The organism is Bacillus sp. PS217 (genome assembly GCF_037963535.1).
Classification (GTDB): domain Bacteria; phylum Bacillota; class Bacilli; order Bacillales; family Bacillaceae; genus Bacillus; species Bacillus subtilis.
On record NZ_CP150157.1, the window covers coordinates 3,354,353 to 3,372,809 of the forward strand.

Annotated in this window: 20 protein-coding genes and 1 riboswitch; of the genes, 4 read left to right on the top strand and 16 right to left on the bottom strand. The window is 45.2% G+C overall.

Features of this window, described 5'->3' with window-relative positions; genetic code table 11:
* Positions 1 to 12: 12 nt before the first annotated feature.
* From NSQ83_RS17500 to NSQ83_RS17535, 8 genes are all read right to left on the bottom strand, one after another.
* On the bottom strand, positions 13 to 885 hold the full coding sequence (locus NSQ83_RS17500) for a DUF4097 domain-containing protein (protein ID WP_003228508.1): 873 nt from the start codon (positions 883 to 885) through the stop codon (positions 13 to 15).
* Positions 886 to 985: 100 nt separating this feature from the next.
* On the bottom strand, positions 986 to 1,663 hold the full coding sequence (locus NSQ83_RS17505; protein ID WP_003228506.1) for a PspA/IM30 family protein: 678 nt from the start codon (positions 1,661 to 1,663) through the stop codon (positions 986 to 988).
* A gap of 26 nt (positions 1,664 to 1,689) precedes the next feature.
* Entirely contained in the window at positions 1,690 to 2,070 is a 381-nt protein-coding gene (gene liaI, locus NSQ83_RS17510; RefSeq protein ID WP_003228504.1) for a cell envelope stress-induced membrane anchor protein LiaI, read from the bottom strand.
* Positions 2,071 to 2,231: 161 nt separating this feature from the next.
* Positions 2,232 to 3,500 carry an MFS transporter gene (locus NSQ83_RS17515; RefSeq protein WP_038427906.1) on the bottom strand — a complete coding sequence of 423 codons (1,269 nt, stop codon included), beginning with the start codon at positions 3,498 to 3,500 and terminating at the stop codon, positions 2,232 to 2,234.
* Between the two features lie 176 nt (positions 3,501 to 3,676).
* Positions 3,677 to 4,258, bottom strand: coding sequence for a cob(I)yrinic acid a,c-diamide adenosyltransferase (locus NSQ83_RS17520; RefSeq protein ID WP_198878512.1), 582 nt, complete (start codon positions 4,256 to 4,258; stop codon positions 3,677 to 3,679).
* Positions 4,259 to 4,280: 22 nt separating this feature from the next.
* A complete protein-coding gene (locus tag NSQ83_RS17525) occupies positions 4,281 to 5,609 on the bottom strand; it encodes an ATP-binding cassette domain-containing protein (protein WP_204551516.1) in 1,329 nt (442 codons plus the stop codon).
* Positions 5,609 to 6,670 carry an iron ABC transporter permease gene (locus NSQ83_RS17530; protein WP_042974729.1) on the bottom strand — a complete coding sequence of 354 codons (1,062 nt, stop codon included), beginning with the start codon at positions 6,668 to 6,670 and terminating at the stop codon, positions 5,609 to 5,611. Before NSQ83_RS17530 ends, NSQ83_RS17525 begins: the two co-directional genes overlap by 1 nt.
* Positions 6,633 to 7,577: an ABC transporter substrate-binding protein gene (locus NSQ83_RS17535; RefSeq protein ID WP_103030990.1), complete on the bottom strand. Its 945-nt coding sequence runs from the start codon at positions 7,575 to 7,577 to the stop codon at positions 6,633 to 6,635. Before NSQ83_RS17535 ends, NSQ83_RS17530 begins: the two co-directional genes overlap by 38 nt.
* Positions 7,578 to 7,682: 105 nt before the next feature.
* Positions 7,683 to 7,822, bottom strand: a riboswitch (cobalamin riboswitch).
* A 153-nt stretch (positions 7,823 to 7,975) separates the two neighbouring features.
* Between NSQ83_RS17535 and NSQ83_RS17540 the strand changes: the two genes are divergently transcribed.
* The gene (locus tag NSQ83_RS17540) at positions 7,976 to 8,767 is read left to right on the top strand and encodes an SDR family oxidoreductase (protein WP_015384617.1); all 792 of its coding nucleotides are present in this window, start codon (positions 7,976 to 7,978) and stop codon (positions 8,765 to 8,767) included.
* A gap of 37 nt (positions 8,768 to 8,804) precedes the next feature.
* Here NSQ83_RS17540 and NSQ83_RS17545 read toward each other — a convergent pair whose 3' ends face one another.
* The 5 genes from NSQ83_RS17545 to sigO all read right to left on the bottom strand — a co-directional run bounded on the left by NSQ83_RS17545 (position 8,805) and on the right by sigO (position 13,133).
* Positions 8,805 to 9,683 carry an SMP-30/gluconolactonase/LRE family protein gene (locus tag NSQ83_RS17545; RefSeq protein WP_003228493.1) on the bottom strand — a complete coding sequence of 293 codons (879 nt, stop codon included), beginning with the start codon at positions 9,681 to 9,683 and terminating at the stop codon, positions 8,805 to 8,807.
* A 71-nt stretch (positions 9,684 to 9,754) separates the two neighbouring features.
* The gene (yvrG, locus tag NSQ83_RS17550) at positions 9,755 to 11,497 is read right to left on the bottom strand and encodes a HAMP domain-containing sensor histidine kinase (RefSeq protein ID WP_204551372.1); all 1,743 of its coding nucleotides are present in this window, start codon (positions 11,495 to 11,497) and stop codon (positions 9,755 to 9,757) included.
* Positions 11,494 to 12,207, bottom strand: coding sequence for a two-component system response regulator YvrH (yvrH, locus tag NSQ83_RS17555; protein ID WP_003243545.1), 714 nt, complete (start codon positions 12,205 to 12,207; stop codon positions 11,494 to 11,496). Before yvrH ends, yvrG begins: the two co-directional genes overlap by 4 nt.
* 152 nt (positions 12,208 to 12,359) lie before the next feature.
* On the bottom strand, positions 12,360 to 12,599 hold the full coding sequence (gene rsoA, locus NSQ83_RS17560) for a sigma-O factor regulator RsoA (protein ID WP_003228484.1): 240 nt from the start codon (positions 12,597 to 12,599) through the stop codon (positions 12,360 to 12,362).
* A gap of 3 nt (positions 12,600 to 12,602) precedes the next feature.
* The gene (gene sigO / locus NSQ83_RS17565) at positions 12,603 to 13,133 is read right to left on the bottom strand and encodes an RNA polymerase sigma factor SigO (RefSeq protein WP_072692766.1); all 531 of its coding nucleotides are present in this window, start codon (positions 13,131 to 13,133) and stop codon (positions 12,603 to 12,605) included.
* 200 nt (positions 13,134 to 13,333) lie between these two features.
* Between sigO and NSQ83_RS17570 the strand changes: the two genes are divergently transcribed.
* The 3 genes from NSQ83_RS17570 (at position 13,334) to rsiO (ending at position 15,235) form a co-directional block, all read left to right on the top strand.
* On the top strand, positions 13,334 to 13,486 hold the full coding sequence (locus tag NSQ83_RS17570) for a YvrJ family protein (protein ID WP_003244090.1): 153 nt from the start codon (positions 13,334 to 13,336) through the stop codon (positions 13,484 to 13,486).
* A gap of 120 nt (positions 13,487 to 13,606) precedes the next feature.
* A complete protein-coding gene (gene oxdC, locus NSQ83_RS17575) occupies positions 13,607 to 14,764 on the top strand; it encodes an oxalate decarboxylase (protein WP_042974741.1) in 1,158 nt (385 codons plus the stop codon).
* A gap of 60 nt (positions 14,765 to 14,824) precedes the next feature.
* Complete coding sequence (gene rsiO, locus NSQ83_RS17580; RefSeq protein WP_003243579.1) at positions 14,825 to 15,235, top strand: acid stress-sensitive anti sigma factor RsiO; 411 nt, start codon at positions 14,825 to 14,827, stop codon at positions 15,233 to 15,235.
* 33 nt (positions 15,236 to 15,268) lie between these two features.
* Here rsiO and NSQ83_RS17585 read toward each other — a convergent pair whose 3' ends face one another.
* Genes NSQ83_RS17585 through NSQ83_RS17595 form a run of 3 tightly spaced genes read right to left on the bottom strand, consistent with a single transcriptional unit; the run spans position 15,269 to position 18,357 of the window.
* On the bottom strand, positions 15,269 to 16,498 hold the full coding sequence (locus NSQ83_RS17585; protein WP_204551373.1) for an ABC transporter permease: 1,230 nt from the start codon (positions 16,496 to 16,498) through the stop codon (positions 15,269 to 15,271).
* Positions 16,491 to 17,180, bottom strand: a complete 690-nt coding sequence (locus NSQ83_RS17590) for an ABC transporter ATP-binding protein (protein ID WP_014480848.1) — start codon at positions 17,178 to 17,180, stop codon at positions 16,491 to 16,493. Before NSQ83_RS17590 ends, NSQ83_RS17585 begins: the two co-directional genes overlap by 8 nt.
* The gene (locus tag NSQ83_RS17595; protein ID WP_021480587.1) at positions 17,164 to 18,357 is read right to left on the bottom strand and encodes an efflux RND transporter periplasmic adaptor subunit; all 1,194 of its coding nucleotides are present in this window, start codon (positions 18,355 to 18,357) and stop codon (positions 17,164 to 17,166) included. The genes NSQ83_RS17590 and NSQ83_RS17595 overlap by 17 nt, the downstream gene beginning before the upstream one ends.
* Positions 18,358 to 18,457: the final 100 nt, after the last annotated feature.

An 18,457-nucleotide genomic window follows, 5' to 3' on the forward strand; every position in this document is an offset into this window, starting at 1 on the left:
TTCTGCCTGGTGCTACCGTATCGCTAGATCCCCGCTGTCCGTTTTGATGTCGATTGGATGCCGGCCGCTTCCTTGCGTGCCTGTGATGTGATGCTGCTCTTTATGTGCTTTATCAGCAAATGAATACGGCGAACTGACGTCACCGCTCGCTGATTTCGCTTTGACTGTAAAGCTGCCGTTTTTGGGAAGGCTTAGATTGGCATCACCGCTTGTCAGCGTGACAGATACGGGGCCGGTTATCTTTGTCAATACAGCATTAAAATCTCCTGAAGTCATTTTCACATCAAGAGAGCCTGATACATGAACCAGATTTGCGTCCCCTGAAGCTAAATCAATGCCGGATGTTTTGGAGACGGTATTTGAAATGGTTACATCCCCCGATGACGCCTTCACTTTCAGGTCTTGAAGGCGGACGTCCGTCACGCTCGCATTTCCGCTCGCAGATACTGTATTCAGCCTGGAAAGCGCAAAATGGTCATTTCCGGCCACAGACACGTCCCCGCTTGAGGTTCGTACTGCCAGATCACCTTTATAATCATACGGAAGCCTGACGATAAGAGTTGAACGGTTAAACCCATTCAAAAATTGAAATTCTTTTTCCTTTACGGTCAGCTCCAGTTTTCTATTGTTTTCAGTAACAAATAACTTTCCTGAGTCTCCTGAAATGCCTGCCGATATGTCACTTCGTTCTTCCGCTATAATCCGGACATCCTTGCTATCCGACTCAATGACCATGCTGTCAATGTCCCGCGGCGATGCGCTGGCTAAATCGGCTTCTGTGCCATTTATGAAACCCAGGCCTGCAGCAAACACATCTTTTACGACGACGGCGAAAAAAACCAGAATACCCGCAGTGATCAACAGTTTGCCAAGCATTTTTTTCATTCGGTTTCATCCTTCTCATTCATTCTATTATAAAGGAAAAGCTTGCGAATTGATACGTGCGGAAGGGAAGGACTTGACCGCAAATCCTTCCCCGTTCCGCTTATTCATTTGCCGCTTGTGTCTGGTCTGATTTTTGCAGTGAAAGTGTCCGCATTTTTTCAATCTCCGCTTCTACATCGTCTGCGAATTCTTTACGTGTAAGTTCTGTGCCGGCTTCCGCTGACTTTGAATAATTCGCGCGGATTTCCATTTCTTCAATACGATTTTCAATACGCAAAAATTCACGATACGCGCTTTCACTGTCAATTTTGTCAAATGTCGTATTCATATGCTCTTTAGCTTTCGCCGCATTTGCCCGCGCAATCAGCGCCTGTTTTTTATCCTTTACGTCCTGAAGCTTTGTTTCAAGTGCAGCCAGCTGCTCTTTCAGATCAGCCAGCTGACTGTTTGCCTGTTCATAGGAAGCTTTATGCTCAGCCGCCTTCCCTTCTAAATACTTCATTTCAGTCAGCGCCTTTTTCGCCAGTTCTTCTTCACCTGCGTCAAATGCGAGCTGTGCCTGATTTTTCCGTTTGCCAGCCACTTCAGCGGCTTCTTCATATTTTTTCTTAAATTGATAGGCAATCGTGTGCTGTTTCACAATTGTTTGCTTTGCTTTTGCGATGTCGCTTTCCATATCGCGTACATATTGATTCAGCATCACCTTTGGATTCTCCATTTTATCAAGTCCTTCATGAACTGACGCAACAAACATATCTCTGATTCTTTTTAATACCATACCTAATTCCTCCTAATATATTGATATTATTTTTTCTTCAAAAATTCTTCCCATTCGTCATCAAAGTGAGATTGGTAGGCAGCAGAAGCCGGTTCAGGATCAAAAGATGATACACCGCTATCAGCTGATCCGTTTTTCATCAGCTTCCAGCCGTAATACACCATAGCGGCCGCCAATGCGATTCCGACGACAAACGGAAGTGAGCAGATGAGCATAATGGCCCCGATACCGCCCACGATGATTCCCGTGATGGTTTTTCCCGCGGCAAACCTTTTGATTCCTGCGTATGTCATCAAGCTCCCGATGGCGAGCGGGATGATAAAGCCGAAGCTTCCTCCTCCAAAAAAGACAGAGATCCCAAATACAATTAATAAGAATCCGCCTATTGTTTTCTTGTTTATCTTCATGCAGATCCTCCTTTCGTTTTCCTTGTCTTCATCTTATACAAGTTGGAAGATATGCAAAACGAATCAGAGATTGATTTTTATATAAGACCGGAGTCGTATCTCGCACCGGACCCATTGGCACAAAAAAACGCCATGCACGAGGCATGGCGTTTTAAAACCCTTTACAGATGAACACTTGCTTCCCTTTCTTTAATCAGGTCGGACCTTTCTGCTTTGGCCAGTTTTGTAAACAGCAAAATTCCGATACCCGCAATAATTTCGACAATCCCGCCGGCAGCAATCACTGTTCCTGAGCCGAAAGCATTAGCGGCATACCCGCAAATGACAGCTCCAGCAGGGATCGAAATATTTGAGATCATATGTATAACGGCGTAAACCTGCGGCTGATCCTCACTGTCCACAGACGTCTGGATAATCGTGTACTCAGGAACATTAACAGCACTGACTGCGGCACCAAAGGTAAAAGCAGCGAAAAAGACGAGCGGCAAAAAGGTATTCATCCCTGTAATAAAGAAAGCAAATCCTTCAATAATGCCGGCAGTGACGAATAACAAGCCGTACCTGTTTACCTTGACTTTCGCCAGCACAAACCCTAATAAAAACGCGCCCGCGGCGGTGGTGGCCTTTAAAAGCGAGTATACGATCGGCTGGCCGTTTAAATCTTCCGCTACGTATACGGCAGAGAGCGCTTCCCATGGGGCAGCCGCGAAATTCATAAAGATACAGTAAATGGCGAGCGGGTATAAAATCTGGTGTTTTCTGACGAGCCTAAAGCCGCGTTTCAGTCTTCCGATATATGTGCCTCTCTGTGTAACAACCGCAGACTCTGATTGAGATTCAACCGCAGTGTACTTAATAAAAAGAACGAGAAAACCTGACACCAAATAGAGCACAAGTGCGATAAGCATGGTATAAGAAGGACTGATAAATGTAAGAAAAGCGCCGCATAATGTGACAGCCCCGAGCCTGACAATTTGAGCGGAGGACTGCAGCACAGCGTTTGCTTTTTGAATGCCCTGTTCATTGACGATTTGAGGAATCAAAGCGATAGAGGCGGGATTGTAGGCAGCTCCAGTAGCTGAATGCACAATCATAAGCGTCATGACAAACCACAGCGGAGAGAAGCCCGCAAAATGACATAGAGGGATAATCAAAACAATCGCCGCCCTTGTCAGATCTGAAAAGTACATCCAAAATTTCAGCGTGGTCTGTTTCATAAAAGGCCCCGTCACAGGCGCCAGAACGGCTTCCGGCAAAAACGTGACAGCAATCAATAAAGCAGTGCCGATCGCACCTTTGCCGTCATAAATTAAAAACCATAATATTGAATTAAATGCGAACATATCGCCGGATATCTTGACTATTCTTGAGAAAAACAGATAATTGAAATTTCTCTTCCAGATGCTATCACTTTCAATCAATTTCACCATCCATCAGAGCCCCCCGTTGCCTATTTTTTACATCTATTTATTACAATATCTCATTTTTCCATTTTTCAGTCAATAATTCATAAGGTTCATTTTTTGTCGTAAAATGGGAAATTGACAGAGTGAAAAACAAAAAAAGCCGGCATATATTTGAACACGCCGGCTTTCCTTTTCACTTTTTATGATTCGCTGCTGTTTCGGTCCCGAAACACAATGGCACTTCTTTCATATTCTACATCGCTAATACCGCTTCTTGCATTCACAACCCGGGCGGCGGCAAAGAAATAATCGGACAGACGATTGAGATAACGCAGCACTGTTTCATGAATCTCCTCCGATTTCATCAGCGCCACCACTCTTCGTTCTGCCCGCCTTGTAATGGTGCGTGCGATATGGAGAAGCGAAGCACCCTTTGATCCGCCTGGAAGAATAAATTTCTTCAGTTCCGGCGCTTCTGCTGTATAGGCATCAATGCGCGTTTCTAAAAAGGAAACAGATTCTTCCGTTAGTTTATAGTCTTTTCTTTCTGTGACGATTGCCAGATCGCCTCCGCAGTCAAACAGCTCATGCTGGATGGTCAGCAGCTCGGCTGTCAGATCTTCAAAGCCGGGCTGCCCGGAAAGCTCTGCCAAAGCAAGCCCGATAAAGCTGTTAAGCTCGTCAATCGTGCCGTAGCTTTCGACGCGTAGGCTGTCCTTGTCCGTTCTGCCCCCGACTAAGCCCGTTTGTCCCTTATCGCCTGTTTTTGTATATAGTTTCATACCCTGAATCTCCTTTACAGACTTATTCAAACAACTCAGCAGCCTCTTTTACACATTCAGCTGTCCCTTTCTTTATCAATTGGTTCAGCCGCTGTTCTATGTTTTCGGATTGCTGAGTTTGAGTCGCGGCGATGAGAATATCACCTGTGCCTCCTCCGTCTCCCAGCACTTTCGTCCGTTCTGCTTCGGCAGCCATAAGAGCTTTGATGAAGAATTGATCTGCCGCATAGCCGTTAATCAAAATCCAAATCGAAAAGCCGGTCTGAACGCATATGAAAACGGATAACTCTCCGTCTTCATAAGTTCGATATACGAAACGGTCAAGTCTTTCTGAAGAAGCCATCGCACACGTCTCCTGCAGTTGAAAACCGCTTTCTGAAAGACAGGCCGTAAGTCCTTCTATCGGATCTGGCTGATCTGGCAGCCGTTTATGGATCAGCGTCCTGCTCCACGAAAACCCTGCACCGATAGGCGTCGAGGACAATGTTCGAAGCGGGATTTCCGTTTGCAGAAGAATGTCATCACGCCCCGCTTGGAGCAATGCTTCAAATGGGATAGACTGCCGCTTCACGCTATCTTTTTCAGGCTGAATCACAATCATCGGTTTAGGTGAGCTTTGATGAACCAAGGCGGTGACATCTGTATCGTACACCGCCTTTATGCTTTGTTCTGTAACAGCATATTCCGGTTTTTGCTTAGGCCCGGCGGTACCGTTTTTCATAAACATGAGCTCATCACAGTACAGGCTTGCGGTGTTCAGATCATGAAAAACGCTGACAGCTGCCAATCCGCTTTCTCTCGTCAGGCGTTTGATCAGATCAAGCAGGTCTTTTTGATAAGCCAGATCGAGAAAATTAGTCGGCTCGTCCAAAAATAAAATACGCGGCTGCTGCGCCAAAGCTTGTGCCAAATACACCCGCTGCTGTTCCCCTCCGCTTAGTTCGCGAATCGGCTTTTGCGCAAAATCGGCCACTCCTGTTTGCTCCATTGCTTCCTGTACAATGGCTTCATCCTTTTCAGTCTGCTGTCTGAACAGCCCCGTTTGGAATGGATATCTGCCAAAGGCTACAGTTTCTTCGACGGTAAAGGTGAAGGCTTGATCCATTTTTTGCGGCAGGACAGCCATGATTTGCGCCAGTTCCTTCGGTTTATAGTCCGCCAGCAGTTTTCCGGCCAGATAAACCCTGCCTTCCTTGGCCGGCAGCGTACCTGTCAGCAAGTGCAAAAGCGTGGTTTTTCCGCTTCCATTAGGGCCAAGAATTCCGAGAAATTCTCCCTTCTCCACTGTTAAGCTGACATTGTTGATTAGGCGGCTGTCACCGTATCCTCCCGACAGCCCTTCTGCCTTCATCATAAGCTTCTCCTCCCGCGGTGCTGCCGAATTAAAATAAGAGCGAACACAGGCGCTCCCGCCAAGGACGTAATGATCCCGATCGGCAGTTCAATCGGCTCAATGATGGTTCTGGAAAGCAGATCGGCTAAAACGAGAAATCCTGCCCCGAGCAAGGCGGACAGCGGCAGTAAATGCCGATGGTCCGTTCCCCACAAAAACCTTGTGATATGCGGAATCACAAGGCCGACAAAGCCAATCGTACCCGATACTGCCACAGCGCTTCCCGTCAAAAGAGATCCGGCTATTAGAATCATCATCTTCCTCTGCTGAACGCTGACTCCAAGAAGCTTTGCTTTATCTTCTCCATATGTCATCACGTTTAGTTCCCTTCCGTTTATAATCAATAAAATGGTTCCCAAAAGAAAAAACGGGAGAAACAAAATAACATAGCTCCAGCCCCTCATTGAGACGCTGCCAAGCAGCCAATGCACAATCGGAAGCAGGTTGTCTCCTGTCAAGGCGATGATAAGAGAAATAAATGCGCCCAAAAAAGAGTTAGTGATGACACCGGTCAAAATGAGGGTGGAAACAGACATCGAAGCATGAACGAGGCGGCTGAAGAAAAGGACCGCCGCCATCGTGGCAAGTGCCGCGGCTACACTCACAACCGGGAGTGTAAACTCTCCGATGACAGGAAGGTGCAGACCTAAGAACAGAGTCACAACAGCTCCAACTGAAGCACCGGATGACACACCTAGCGTATAGGGATCAGCAAGCGGATTTTTCAACAATCCTTGAAAAGCGGCCCCTGCAATAGAAAGAGCCGCCCCCACAAGGGCGGCCAGCACAACTCTCGGCAGTCTGATATTCATCATAATATTAGTGTACATCGGATCATCAGAACCGATAGAGCCGCCGAAACCTTGATGCCAAAAGACACGAAAAACAGCGGGAATAGGAATATGCAGGCTGCCGCAAGAAATTCCTAAGATGATGCTCACGGCTAAAAATGAGAAACCAATGATATATGCGGCATAACGATTATTCCTTAAACGTATCCGGGTAAATGCTTTCCGCAAGTTCTTCGACCCCTTCGATCAGACGGGGACCGGAACGTGTCACAAGATCAGGGTCCACATCATATACACGATGATGTTTCACAGCATTGATTTCGCTCCAGCCATCGCGTTTTTCCACAGCTTTCGCTTTCACACCGTCCGTTGTAACAATTGCATCAGGATTGAGTTTTACGATCGCCTCGTCTGTCATTTGCACCCATCCTGTCTGATCCGCAGCTGCGTTTTTAGCATGGATGACATTCAGCATTTCATTCATAAACGTATCTTTTCCGGTTGTATAAATGTCAGGATCAGGAGAAACCTCGATAAATACGCTTTTCTCCTCGTCTTTTGAAATGGTTTTCGCTTTTTCTTGAATATCCTTTAGATCTGATTTCATGCGTTTCACGAGCTGATCAGCTTTTTTCTCCGCCCCGCCAGCTTCTCCGATCATTTCGATTGATTTGTACACCTCGGAGAATGATTGTGCATTATTGACAGTCAGCACTGTAATGCCCGCGTCCTTCAGCTGTTTGATGGCATCCGCTGATGCTGACATGGAAGACTCATGGGCCAGAACGAGATCTGGTTTTAGAGAAATGACTTTTTCAACGTTTACATTCATATCTCCGACTTTCTCAACCTTTTTGACTTCCTTTGGATAGGTATCGTTTGTGGTGACACCGACCACTTTGTCACCAAGGCCGAGTGCGTATGTAATTTCTGTGTTGCTCGGCATTAATGAAACAATCTTTTTTGGCTCTTTTTTGATGGTTACATCTTGGTTCGACGCATCATCAATGGTGACAGGGAACGCTTCTGCTTTTTGTTTTGCCTTTGAATCCTTCTGATCCGCAGGATTGCCGCAGCCTGCCAGCATAACAGCAGCCAGCAGGAGCGCAGTCCATATCCCGGCTCGTTTTTTCATAATCTTTTCCTCCTAAACGAACTAAAAAAAGCATCTCTACGACGGTAAAGATGCTGTAAACAACACAAAAAAGCCTATTGTTTACACATCATCTGTCCTCGCAGAATTCGTGCTGATCAAACAGGCAGGTATCCTGGCTCTTGGCGCTTTGCCAATTACAGTGGCGGGACCGCACCGGCTTTTACCGGTTTCCCTTTTAAGCCGGCTGTTGTTCACGGACCGGCACCTATTTGACATTCGTATCCTTTTTTCGGAGTAATTATACTATATGACTGACAGGCTTGTATATGCGTCCTGAATGACTTTTCCCCGTATTGTGTATGGGAGCAAAATCCTCGTAAACACTAAATTTGATCTTGTATACTTAATACCATCATCAATCAAAAGGAATGATTCTTATGGATTTACAGCTAAAAGACAAACTCGTCTTAATCACCGGCTCGACGTCCGGCATCGGGAAAGCCGCCGCAAAAAGCTTTCTGCAAGAGGGTGCGGCAGTCATTGTCAACGGACGCAAACAGGAGACTGTCGATCGCACGATTGAAGAGCTTTCTGGCTATGGAACAGTGCACGGTGCTGCTGCCGATTTGTCAAAAACAGATGAAGCAGCGGCTTTTATCGAAAAAGTAAATGAAATCGGTGATATCGATATCCTTGTCAACAACCTTGGTTTCTTCGAGGTAAAAGACTTTGCCGATGTGACAGATGAAGAGTGGAATCAATATTTCGAAGTGAACGTGATGAGCGCCGTTCGGACAAGCCGTCACTTCCTTCCAAAAATGCTTGCCAAAAACAGCGGCCGCATTTTAAATATTGCAAGTGAAGCAGGCGTCAAACCGCTGCCAACGATGATTCCATACTCAATGACAAAAACGGCGCTGATCAGCCTTTCAAGAGGAATGGCTGAAATGACAAAAGGCACAAATGTGACGGTCAACTCAGTGCTCCCGGGACCTACTTGGACAGAGGGTGTGGCATCCTATATGGAAGGCGCCGCACAAGCAGCCGGCCAGGATACAGATACATTTATCAAAGACTATTTCAAGGTCAATGAGCCAACCTCACTTATTCAGCGTTACGCGACAGCAGAAGAAGTCGCTAACACAATCGTATTCCTCGCGTCTGACGCCGCATCCGCCATTAACGGCACGGCACAGCGTGTGGAAGGCGGCATTATCCGTTCTCTGTAGTATAAAAAAACGCATCCGTATTTCGGATGCGTTTTTTTTATACGTCTCCAGCAAATGGTACCGGCTGATATCCGCCTGTTTCCAGTTGTGCTGAAAACAATCCTCCAGCGTGAGGCTGCTCGTATCTCTCTTTTTCTGTCATTTGTTCTGTTGCCGTTGTAATGTAAAGGGTTTTTAAGTCTCTGCCGCCGAACGCGCAGCACGTGACATATTTAGCCGGCACGCTGATTGAATTGATTTCTTTTTTCTGAAACGGGTCAATGTGAACAACGCGGCTGCCGCCAAACAGCGCCACCCACAGCATGCCATTTTGGTCAATTGTCATGCCGTCCGGCAATCCGTCTGACTGATCAAAACGATAGACAGGTTCTGGATTCGAAACATCTCCGCTTTGAGGATCATAGCTGTAACGCACAATCTCCTGCGTCGGCGTGTCGATGTAATACATCAAATTCCGCTCGCGGTCCCAATCCAAACCGTTTGAGGTGGAGACTTGATCCTTGATTTTGACAAGACTGCCGTCTAGATTCAAACGGTACAGCGACGCCTGTTTTTGCTCGCCTTCCATGCTCGTCGTCCCCGCCCAAAGCCTTCCGTAAGGGTCACATTTAGCATCATTAAATCTCAGGCTCTCATGCATGTCCTTCGGCTGTTTAATTTTTTCCAAGCTGTCATCCCGAAGATGATACAGGTAAAACCCGTCCTTCATCGTCATAATCAGTTCATCCTTTGAATATTTCGCAAGCGCCGTCACAAAGGATTTGAATTTGATTGATCGGTTGATTTTTTCTTCAGGGTCAAAGATGTGGAGCTCGCTCCCCAGGATATCAACCCAATATAAGCGGCCGTTTTCTTCATCCCATAACGGGCCTTCTCCAATCACTGCCCGAGTGTCTGCTTCCAATACTGCATCCATGTGTTACACCTCTTTAGCTTCAGTCTATATATTGTTATTCCCGGCAAAGAGGTGTCCAAACCACATGATGTTTATTGTTTTTTAAAAAGGATGGTAATGACCGTTCCAATGTCCATTCTGCTGTTCACATGGATCGTTCCGTTATGCAGATGGACAAGCTCCTTGGCAATCGCGAGCCCGAGACCTGTTCCGGCAGTTGAATCTTTTGTGTTCGTCCCTCTGTAGTAACGGTTAAACAAATGGGTAATGGTTTCTTCATCCATTCCTTTCCCATTGTCCTTCACCTTTAAAGAAATATGATTTTTTGTTTGCTCCAGAATGACTTGAATCTCTGTTCCTTTGCCGTTGTGCTTCACGGCATTCCCAAGGAGGTTTTCTAATATGCGCCTGAACCACGCTTCATCAAGGGCAAATTCAATATGCTCTTCTTTGGATACAAACGAGATATCATGCCCTTCAGAAAACGGATTTTTCTTAAAATCCTCAATGACATTTTTAAAAAACGGGATAAGGCTAGTGAGCTTTCTCTCAATAGGAAGAGCATCATTTTTCAGCCGATACGTTAAATTTAAGTCTTCAATCAGCTTGGACATGTATTCAGATTTTTCTCTGACAACCTGCCCCATTTCTTTCACTTCTTCCGGCGACCAGTCATACTGCTTCGACTCGAGCATCATGCTGTAGCCGTAAATACTGCTGAGCGGTGTTTTTAAGTCATGTGACAAACCGGCAATCCATTCTTCCCTTGTCGCCTGGATTTTTTCTCTGTTTCTTTTATCCCTTCTCAGCGTTTCAGTCAGCTGATCCATTGATTCAAATATCTCACCGAAGAAACGGTACGGCTGTTTGATTTTTCCCTTTTTATTTTTGCTGACAGGACGGCCTTCCCGGTTTCTGGGCTCCTCAAGCTTCCCTTTTGACAGATTGACCAGCCATCTAATCGTGTGAAAAATCGGCAGCCCGAATCGGAACATATACCAAACGGTCATCCAAATGATATACATGAACAAAACGGCCATCACGAGAAACATCGCTTTTAATACAACCTTCAGGAATGATTTGTTAAACTCCTGATCGGTTACATAGACTGGGTTCGGCACCGTAGCGACCATCCATCTGTCTTTATTGAGGATCTTAACGGAAATTTCCCGCTTATAGTTCCAAGGCTTAGAGCTGTATTTAAGCAGCTCCAGCTGGTTCATCGTTTTTCTTTCGCTTTTTGTGCTGTTGATGCTGTCGAGAATCTTTCCATTGCTGTCTAACAGGTAAATGGCGCCTTTTTTCCGTTTAATATAGTCGATGGTACTAGACTTATAGTGCGCTAGTGAGTCTATCTTTTGTTCGCGCTTTTCAACCGACGTCAGGAGCTGTTCACTTTTTGATTTCCAGCCGGACAATAGAAGATACGACTTATCTTCAATATTGATGGCCCAATAATTCAGTTTATAGTTATGAAGCTTTTTGGTTTTATAAATAGACAAAAGCTCTTTCTTGGTATAGGTGCCAGGCACGTCTTTTGGCACGCCGTAGGAATAATCAGTGTTTCCTTCCGAATCAATGATTTGCATCCAGCCGTGCTGTTTATCAACAGATTTCTTCAGGAAATTATCCACTTCCCATGTCCCGTCTTCGTTTACATCGAGATATGCCTCAAGTGTGTCGGTCGTTGCCTTCGTCAGCCCTGAATTGGATTCCGCATCGCTAAAACGGGCGTCTAAATAGAAAAACGACGCAACAAGCATAACCGTAAGCAGCAGGATCACAATCAGCATCTGGCCGAAAAAGTGAAACAAAAACTTCCATCTTAACCTCATGACCGCTTGCCTTCAGGATTTGGGATAAAACGATAGCCGAGACCTCGAACGGTTACAATATACTCCGGATTGCTCGGATCGCGCTCAATCTTCTCCCTAAGCTTGCGAATATGAACCATGACGGTGTTGTTGTCACCGTAGGAAGGATAGCCCCATACTTTTTCATATATTTGATCTTTGGAAAGCACCACGTTAGGGTGTTCACAAAAATACTGCAAAAGCTGCAGAAGCTGGGCTGAACAGGCAACGGCTTCCCCGCCTACGATCAACTCGGCATTTTGCGGAGAAAAAGTAAAGTAATCATATGTGTAGGTTTGATTTGAACTCGTTTCTTTCGATTGATATGTACGCTTGAGATGCGCTCTGATCCGCGCCGCTAATTCCAGCGGATTAAATGGTTTTGTGATATAGTCATCAGCTCCAACCGCAAAGCCCGATAATTTGTCCGCGTCGGATGATCTTGCCGTCAGGAAAAAAATCGGAGCGTCTGAATACTCTCTGATCAATGTGCAGGCTTCAAAACCGGACATTCCGCCCATCATGACATCCAGCACAATCAAGTCAACCTTATTGGCCTTCACAACGGGAATCGCTTCTTCTGCGCTTGCCGCATCCAGTATATTTCGATAACCTTCTTTTTCGAGAACGCGTTTGATCATGTCCACAATCGCTTTCTCATCGTCTACGATTAAAATTGACGCATTTTCCACTTTTATGTTCCTTTCTGTCACTGTTTTTTTCATCTTATCATTATATCGTTTATTTATGGTACATTTTTGAATACATTGGAGCCTTGGCAAATCAAAACAGCAAAAAAGGAGCAAACAAGCGCTCCCTTTTGATGTTTTTTCATATGAAAATATTATGAGTTCTCATCTACCATGTACAAAATAAACTCCCAAAACCCCGGTACATCCTGACATAAAAGCATATCAGCCTTTTCAAACATTTTGATCTTCAGCTCTTGCTCTAAATCTTCTCTTTCTTGATAGGACGTATTGCTGAGTTTTTTTCTGATCATCGGTGAAAAGCATGCAATCAGGTGCTCAATGTCATAAGTCTCGTCTTTTTGTTTCTTTTTTTGTTCAAACTGGCCGTCCACAGCTTACTTTTCCCCCTTTTTTTGCGCCGCTAACTGCTTTCTGATATTCTCCAGCCCCTTTTTATGAATGTTGGAGATGTTTTGTCGGGACTCCCCTAATGAATCTGCAATCTCCTGCATCGTGGCACCGTGAAGATAGACTTTCGTCAGCACACTTTTTTGTTTGTCAGTCAGCTTCTGGATCGCTTGGTAGAGCTGGTAATCCTGTACATGCTGGCTCAAATCATCCTGCCTGTCTAAAAATTCTTCAAATGCATCGCTACCTGTTTCGGAAGGAAGCCGATCTCCCGCCTCCGGATGATCAACCGTCAGTGGATACCGTTTTTGGTTTTTGCGAACCCGCTTATCAAAATCAATAGAAAAGATGCGAATCATTGAATTCATATACTTGACGATGCGGATTTCTTTATAAAATTGCTTAAATAGCTCGTCCAATGATCTTGCATCTTTTTCGTTAGGGCTTTCCATTACGTTTTTGAACAAACGGTAATGCTGAGGATTGCTCAAAAAATGCTTCACGATGGGATGCTTCATTATCTCCTTACATTTTGACCGTAAAAGACTTTGATAGTCCATCAAACCGCCTCCCTACTAAATTAAATGAAGGAAAGCAAAAAAAAGTAAACTACTACTTTCCGCCTAGTGTCTTCCAAAATACTTTGCAGCAGTTTACGTTTTATCGGTTTTCCTCACTTACATACATGACTGCAGAAAAAGAAGGGAGGTATTTTCCTATGGATCAGGTTTTTATAGAGGAAGTCGTAAAACAGATCGGCAATTTGGGGTTTCCCGCGCTGATTGCAATGTATCTGCTGACCCGATTCGAAAAGAAGTTTGATCAACTAATAGAACTAATGACAGAACTGAAAGATCATGCAAAAAAATAATTTTTCAATCGAAGTTGACTTTTCACTGGTTTTTTTCACTTAACAAAACAGAAGGGAAAACGAAAGGCCTTTCACCTTCTCTTTCTGCTATCACATTTAAATGTAAGGAGGAAACATTTCATGAAAAAACAAAATGACATTCCGCAGCCAATTAGAGGAGACAAAGGAGCAACGGTAAAAATCCCGCGCAATATTGAAAGAGACCGGCAAAACCCTGATATGCTCGTTCCGCCTGAAACCGATCATGGCACCGTCAGCAATATGAAGTTTTCATTCTCTGATACTCATAACCGATTAGAAAAAGGCGGATATGCCCGGGAAGTGACAGTACGTGAATTGCCGATTTCAGAAAACCTTGCATCCGTAAATATGCGGCTGAAGCCAGGCGCGATTCGCGAGCTTCACTGGCATAAAGAAGCTGAATGGGCTTATATGATTTACGGAAGTGCAAGAGTCACAATTGTAGATGAAAAAGGGCGCAGCTTTATTGACGATGTAGGTGAAGGAGACCTTTGGTACTTCCCGTCAGGCCTGCCGCACTCCATCCAAGCGCTGGAGGAGGGAGCTGAGTTCCTGCTCGTGTTTGACGATGGATCATTCTCTGAAAACAGCACGTTCCAGCTGACAGATTGGCTGGCCCACACTCCAAAAGAAGTCATTGCTGCGAACTTTGGCGTGACAAAAGAAGAGATTGCCAATTTACCTGGCAAAGAAAAATATATATTTGAAAACCAACTTCCTGGCAGTTTAAAAGATGATATTGTGGAAGGGCCGAATGGCGAAGTGCCTTATCCATTTACTTACCGCCTTCTTGAACAAGAGCCGATCGAATCTGAGGGAGGAAAAGTATACATTGCAGATTCGACAAACTTCAAAGTGTCTAAAACCATCGCATCAGCGCTCGTAACAGTAGAACCCGGCGCCATGAGAGAACTGCACTGGCATCCGAATACCCACGAATGGCAATACTACATCTCCGGTAAAGCTAGAATGACCGTTTTTGCATCTGACGGCCATGCCAGAACATTTAATTACCAAGCCGGTGATGTCGGATATGTACCATTTGCAATGGGTCATTACGTTGAAAACATCGGGGATGAACCGCTTGTCTTTTTAGAAATCTTCAAAGACGACCATTATGCTGATGTATCTTTAAACCAATGGCTTGCCATGCTTCCTGAAAAATTTGTTCAAGCGCACCTTGACTTGGGCAAAGACTTTACTGATGTGCTTTCAAAAGAAAAGCACCCAGTAGTGAAAAAGAAATGCAGTAAATAAAAGACTTGCGGCTTGCAGAGAGCACTCGTTCTCTGCAAGCCTTCATAAGGAGCTGAACCAGTGAAACATCAAAACCCTTCAAAACGCTTATTGCGGCTCTCCATAAAGTACTTGCTGGCCGCAGCAGCAGTGGTGTTGACCTATTTTGCTGTCATCTATATATTGTTTTCTTTAGCGGGAACGAGCTACCGCTCAGCAGCTCATGTCCTGCTTTTTGCCGTGGTATTTCTTGTTCTCGGATTATGCTTTGAACCATTTGAAAGGCTGATGATACATAGCTTTACATTTTTCAAGACAGGAAAACGTCTATTCATTCTCCTTGCCGGCATCGTACAGCTGCTATTTTTGTGGATGACTGCTCATACAACAGACCAATTGATCAGCGACATCTGGCTGTCCACCACAGAAGAAATGATTGTCGCAGCCGTTTTTTTGATTTTAGACAAATGCAACTCGGCTCTTCCCAGCTAAAAAAAGAACGCATTCCAATTGGATGCGTTCTTTTTATTCATAGCGAAGCGCGTCTACAGGCTGAAGCTTCGAAGCCTTGATAGACGGAAGCAAGCCGAAGATAATGCCGACTGCCATTGAAAAGATGAGTGCTCCGACAACAGCTGGAATGGAGACGATAAAAGGCATCGGAAAAATGACCGTCAGCAGCTTGGCGATGCCGAAGCCCGCCAGCACACCGAGTATTCCGCCAATGCTTGTCAGCACGACAGCCTCGGTTAAAAATTGAAATAAAATCACACGCCGCTTAGCACCGAGCGCTTTCTTAATTCCGATTTCCCTCGTGCGCTCCGTTACGGAAACGAGCATAATATTCATGACGCCGATACCGCCCACCAAAAGTGAAATACTGGCGATTCCGCCAAGCAGCAATGCAAATGACTGATTAAAGGACTCCACTTTCTGCGCGATCTCCTGAAGATCCATTACACTGTACTCTGCTTTTTCCAGCTCAGCTTCTGACAGTCCCTGATTTAAAAGATCTGCAGCCATTCCACCCGCTTCTTGGATATGCTCAGAAGAATCAGCCTGCACGGCAATCTGCGTTGGCGCGTCAAACCCTTCAATAAGCGGCCACACTTTTTTCGGCACGTACAAAACCGGGTTCGCATAGTCGCCTTCAAACATGCTTTCCTGTTGATTTTTTTCTTTAAAAACACCGACGACCTTAAACGGCACACCATTCATCTCAATGTTTTTATGCAGAGCTTCTCCGTCTGGAAACAGTTCATCTCTGACAGCTTCATTGATCATCACTACTTGGTGTGTGCTGTTTAAATCGTTTTCCGTCAGCTTTCTCCCTTCGGTTATTCGGATTGGAAACATGTCGAAGTAATCATCGTCCACTCCATACACTTGGGGATACGAAACGTTTGTTAAATGAAAAACGCTCGCGCCTTCTGACAAGTAATATAAGGATAATCCTTTGACCATCGGATCTGATTTGATCGCCTTTACTGTTTCTTCCGCTACAGGCGGCGCGGACGCATACGACACCTGAGGGCCGCCGCTCTCCTCTTCTCCGCCAGACGGCTGGTAGACAACGTTGATCGCGTTGTTTCCCATGCCGATCATACTTTGCTTTAATTGCTCACTTTGGCCCTTCAGCATTGAAACAATCGCGATGATTGCCGCTATGCCGATAATCACGCCGAGCATTGTCAGAATCGATCTTAATTTATGAGAAAAAATGGATTGAAAGGAGATTCGAATATGTTCAAGCATGGCTGATATCCCCTCTCTCATCTAATACCAGCTCTCCGTCTCTGATAAAAACGGTTCTGTCAGCTTTTTTGGCGACGTCCGGGTCGTGGGTTATCATAATAATGGTCTTGCCTTCCCGATGCAGTTCAGAAAACAGTGACAAAATTTGTTCACTTGATTTGGTATCAAGCGCCCCGGTCGGTTCATCAGCTAAAATAAACCTCGGCTGATTGACAAGGGCCCTCGCTATCGCCACCCGCTGCTTTTGGCCGCCGGACAGCTTAGGCGGTTTGTAGGAGACCCTGTCTTTTAATCCGACCTTTTCCAGCGCTTCATATGCCCGTTGCCTTCTCTCTTTTTTCTTCACTTTATTGTAGATCATCGGCAGCTCGACATTTTGCAGCGCGGTGAGACGCGGCAGCAAATGGAAAGTTTGAAACACAAACCCGATTGATTCATTGCGAATTTCGGCTAAAGCCCCGTCTTTCCCTTTCAATATATCGATCTGGTCAAGCGTATAGGTTCCTGAGGTTGGCCTGTCCAAACAGCCGATAATATTCATTAGCGTTGACTTTCCAGAACCGGAAGGCCCCATAATAGCTAAAAACTCCCCCGCCTGAACAGTCAGATTGATATGTTTCAAGATTGGAACTTCTTCTTTTCCCAGCTTGTACGACTTCGAAATATTATTCAGTGTCAGCATTGACTGTAACCTGCTTTCCTTCCTTGACCGCGGGATCAGGATAGATCACATAATCTTCCGGCGTCAGGCCGCTCTTAATTTCCACCATGTCATTTTCATCAGTCTCTCCGATTTCAACAGGCTGCTTAACCGCTTTGTGATTCTCATCAGCTTTCCATACGTACGGTTCGCCGTCATCCTGAATGACCATGTCGGACGGCAGCTTGATCGTGTCCGCATCAGCATTATCACTCATCACTTCGATGTTGACATGATAGCCGACTTCAAGACCTTTATGGCTGTCTAATAAAATGGTGAAAGGATAGTTAGAGGACTGGGGATTCATTTCTTCATCAGCAAAGCTTTCTGATTCTTCACCCTCGCCTGCTCCCGCTGGAAGCTTGCCGATCGAGGTGACCTTTCCTTTCCACTCGCCCTCACCGCCTGTTTTCAGCGTGACCCTGACTTTGCTGCCTTTTTTGATCGTGTCCATTAACAGCTCATTGATTTGGCTTTTGACCAGATATTTGCCTGTCGAAACAATCTGGATATACGGGCCTGCTGCCTGGTCGCCTGTTGCACCGTCAGCGATATCCTGATTGACGCTTTGAACGATTCCGTCATGCTTGCTTGTAATGACATTGGAACCTTTGTTTTTCGTCAGGCCAGCCAGTTCTTTTTGATGCTGCTTCAGTTCAAGCTGGCTTGTTTTCAAATCGAAATTGGCTTGGTCAAGTTCATCTTGAAGCTGGGTTTTCTCTTCTTTCCCTGCAACTTTCAGCTTCTTTTCCGTTTCCGTTATTGATTTTTGCAAACGGTTGATTTGCAGATTTGTCATTTCAATTTGCAAATTGGCTTGCTCCACTTCATCAGAATGATCCTCGCCCTCATACTCAAAAAGCTTATCGCCCTTTTTAACCTGATCGCCTTCTTTGACGTATGTTTTTTTAATGCTGCCTTTTTCTGAATCTATGTATACTTTCTGCTGTTTCTCAGGTTCAACCTTTCCAGAAAACGTTTGGCCTGATTCTGAATCTCCTCCCATGTATACCGCGACCGATTCAGCATAGGGCTCCGATGATACGGCAACTTGGTTCATGTGAGTAAAAAAGTAAAAACCGCCAGCGCCGATCCCAGCCAATACAAGCACACCGGCACATATCGCACCGCCAATAAGCCATTTTTTCTTCTTGGACACAACGATCTCCTCTTTCTGTAAACTATGTAATATTTTCGAAACATTCTAACCAATATTATCTATTAATTCAAAAAGACTTGCAATCCTTTTATTGAAATGA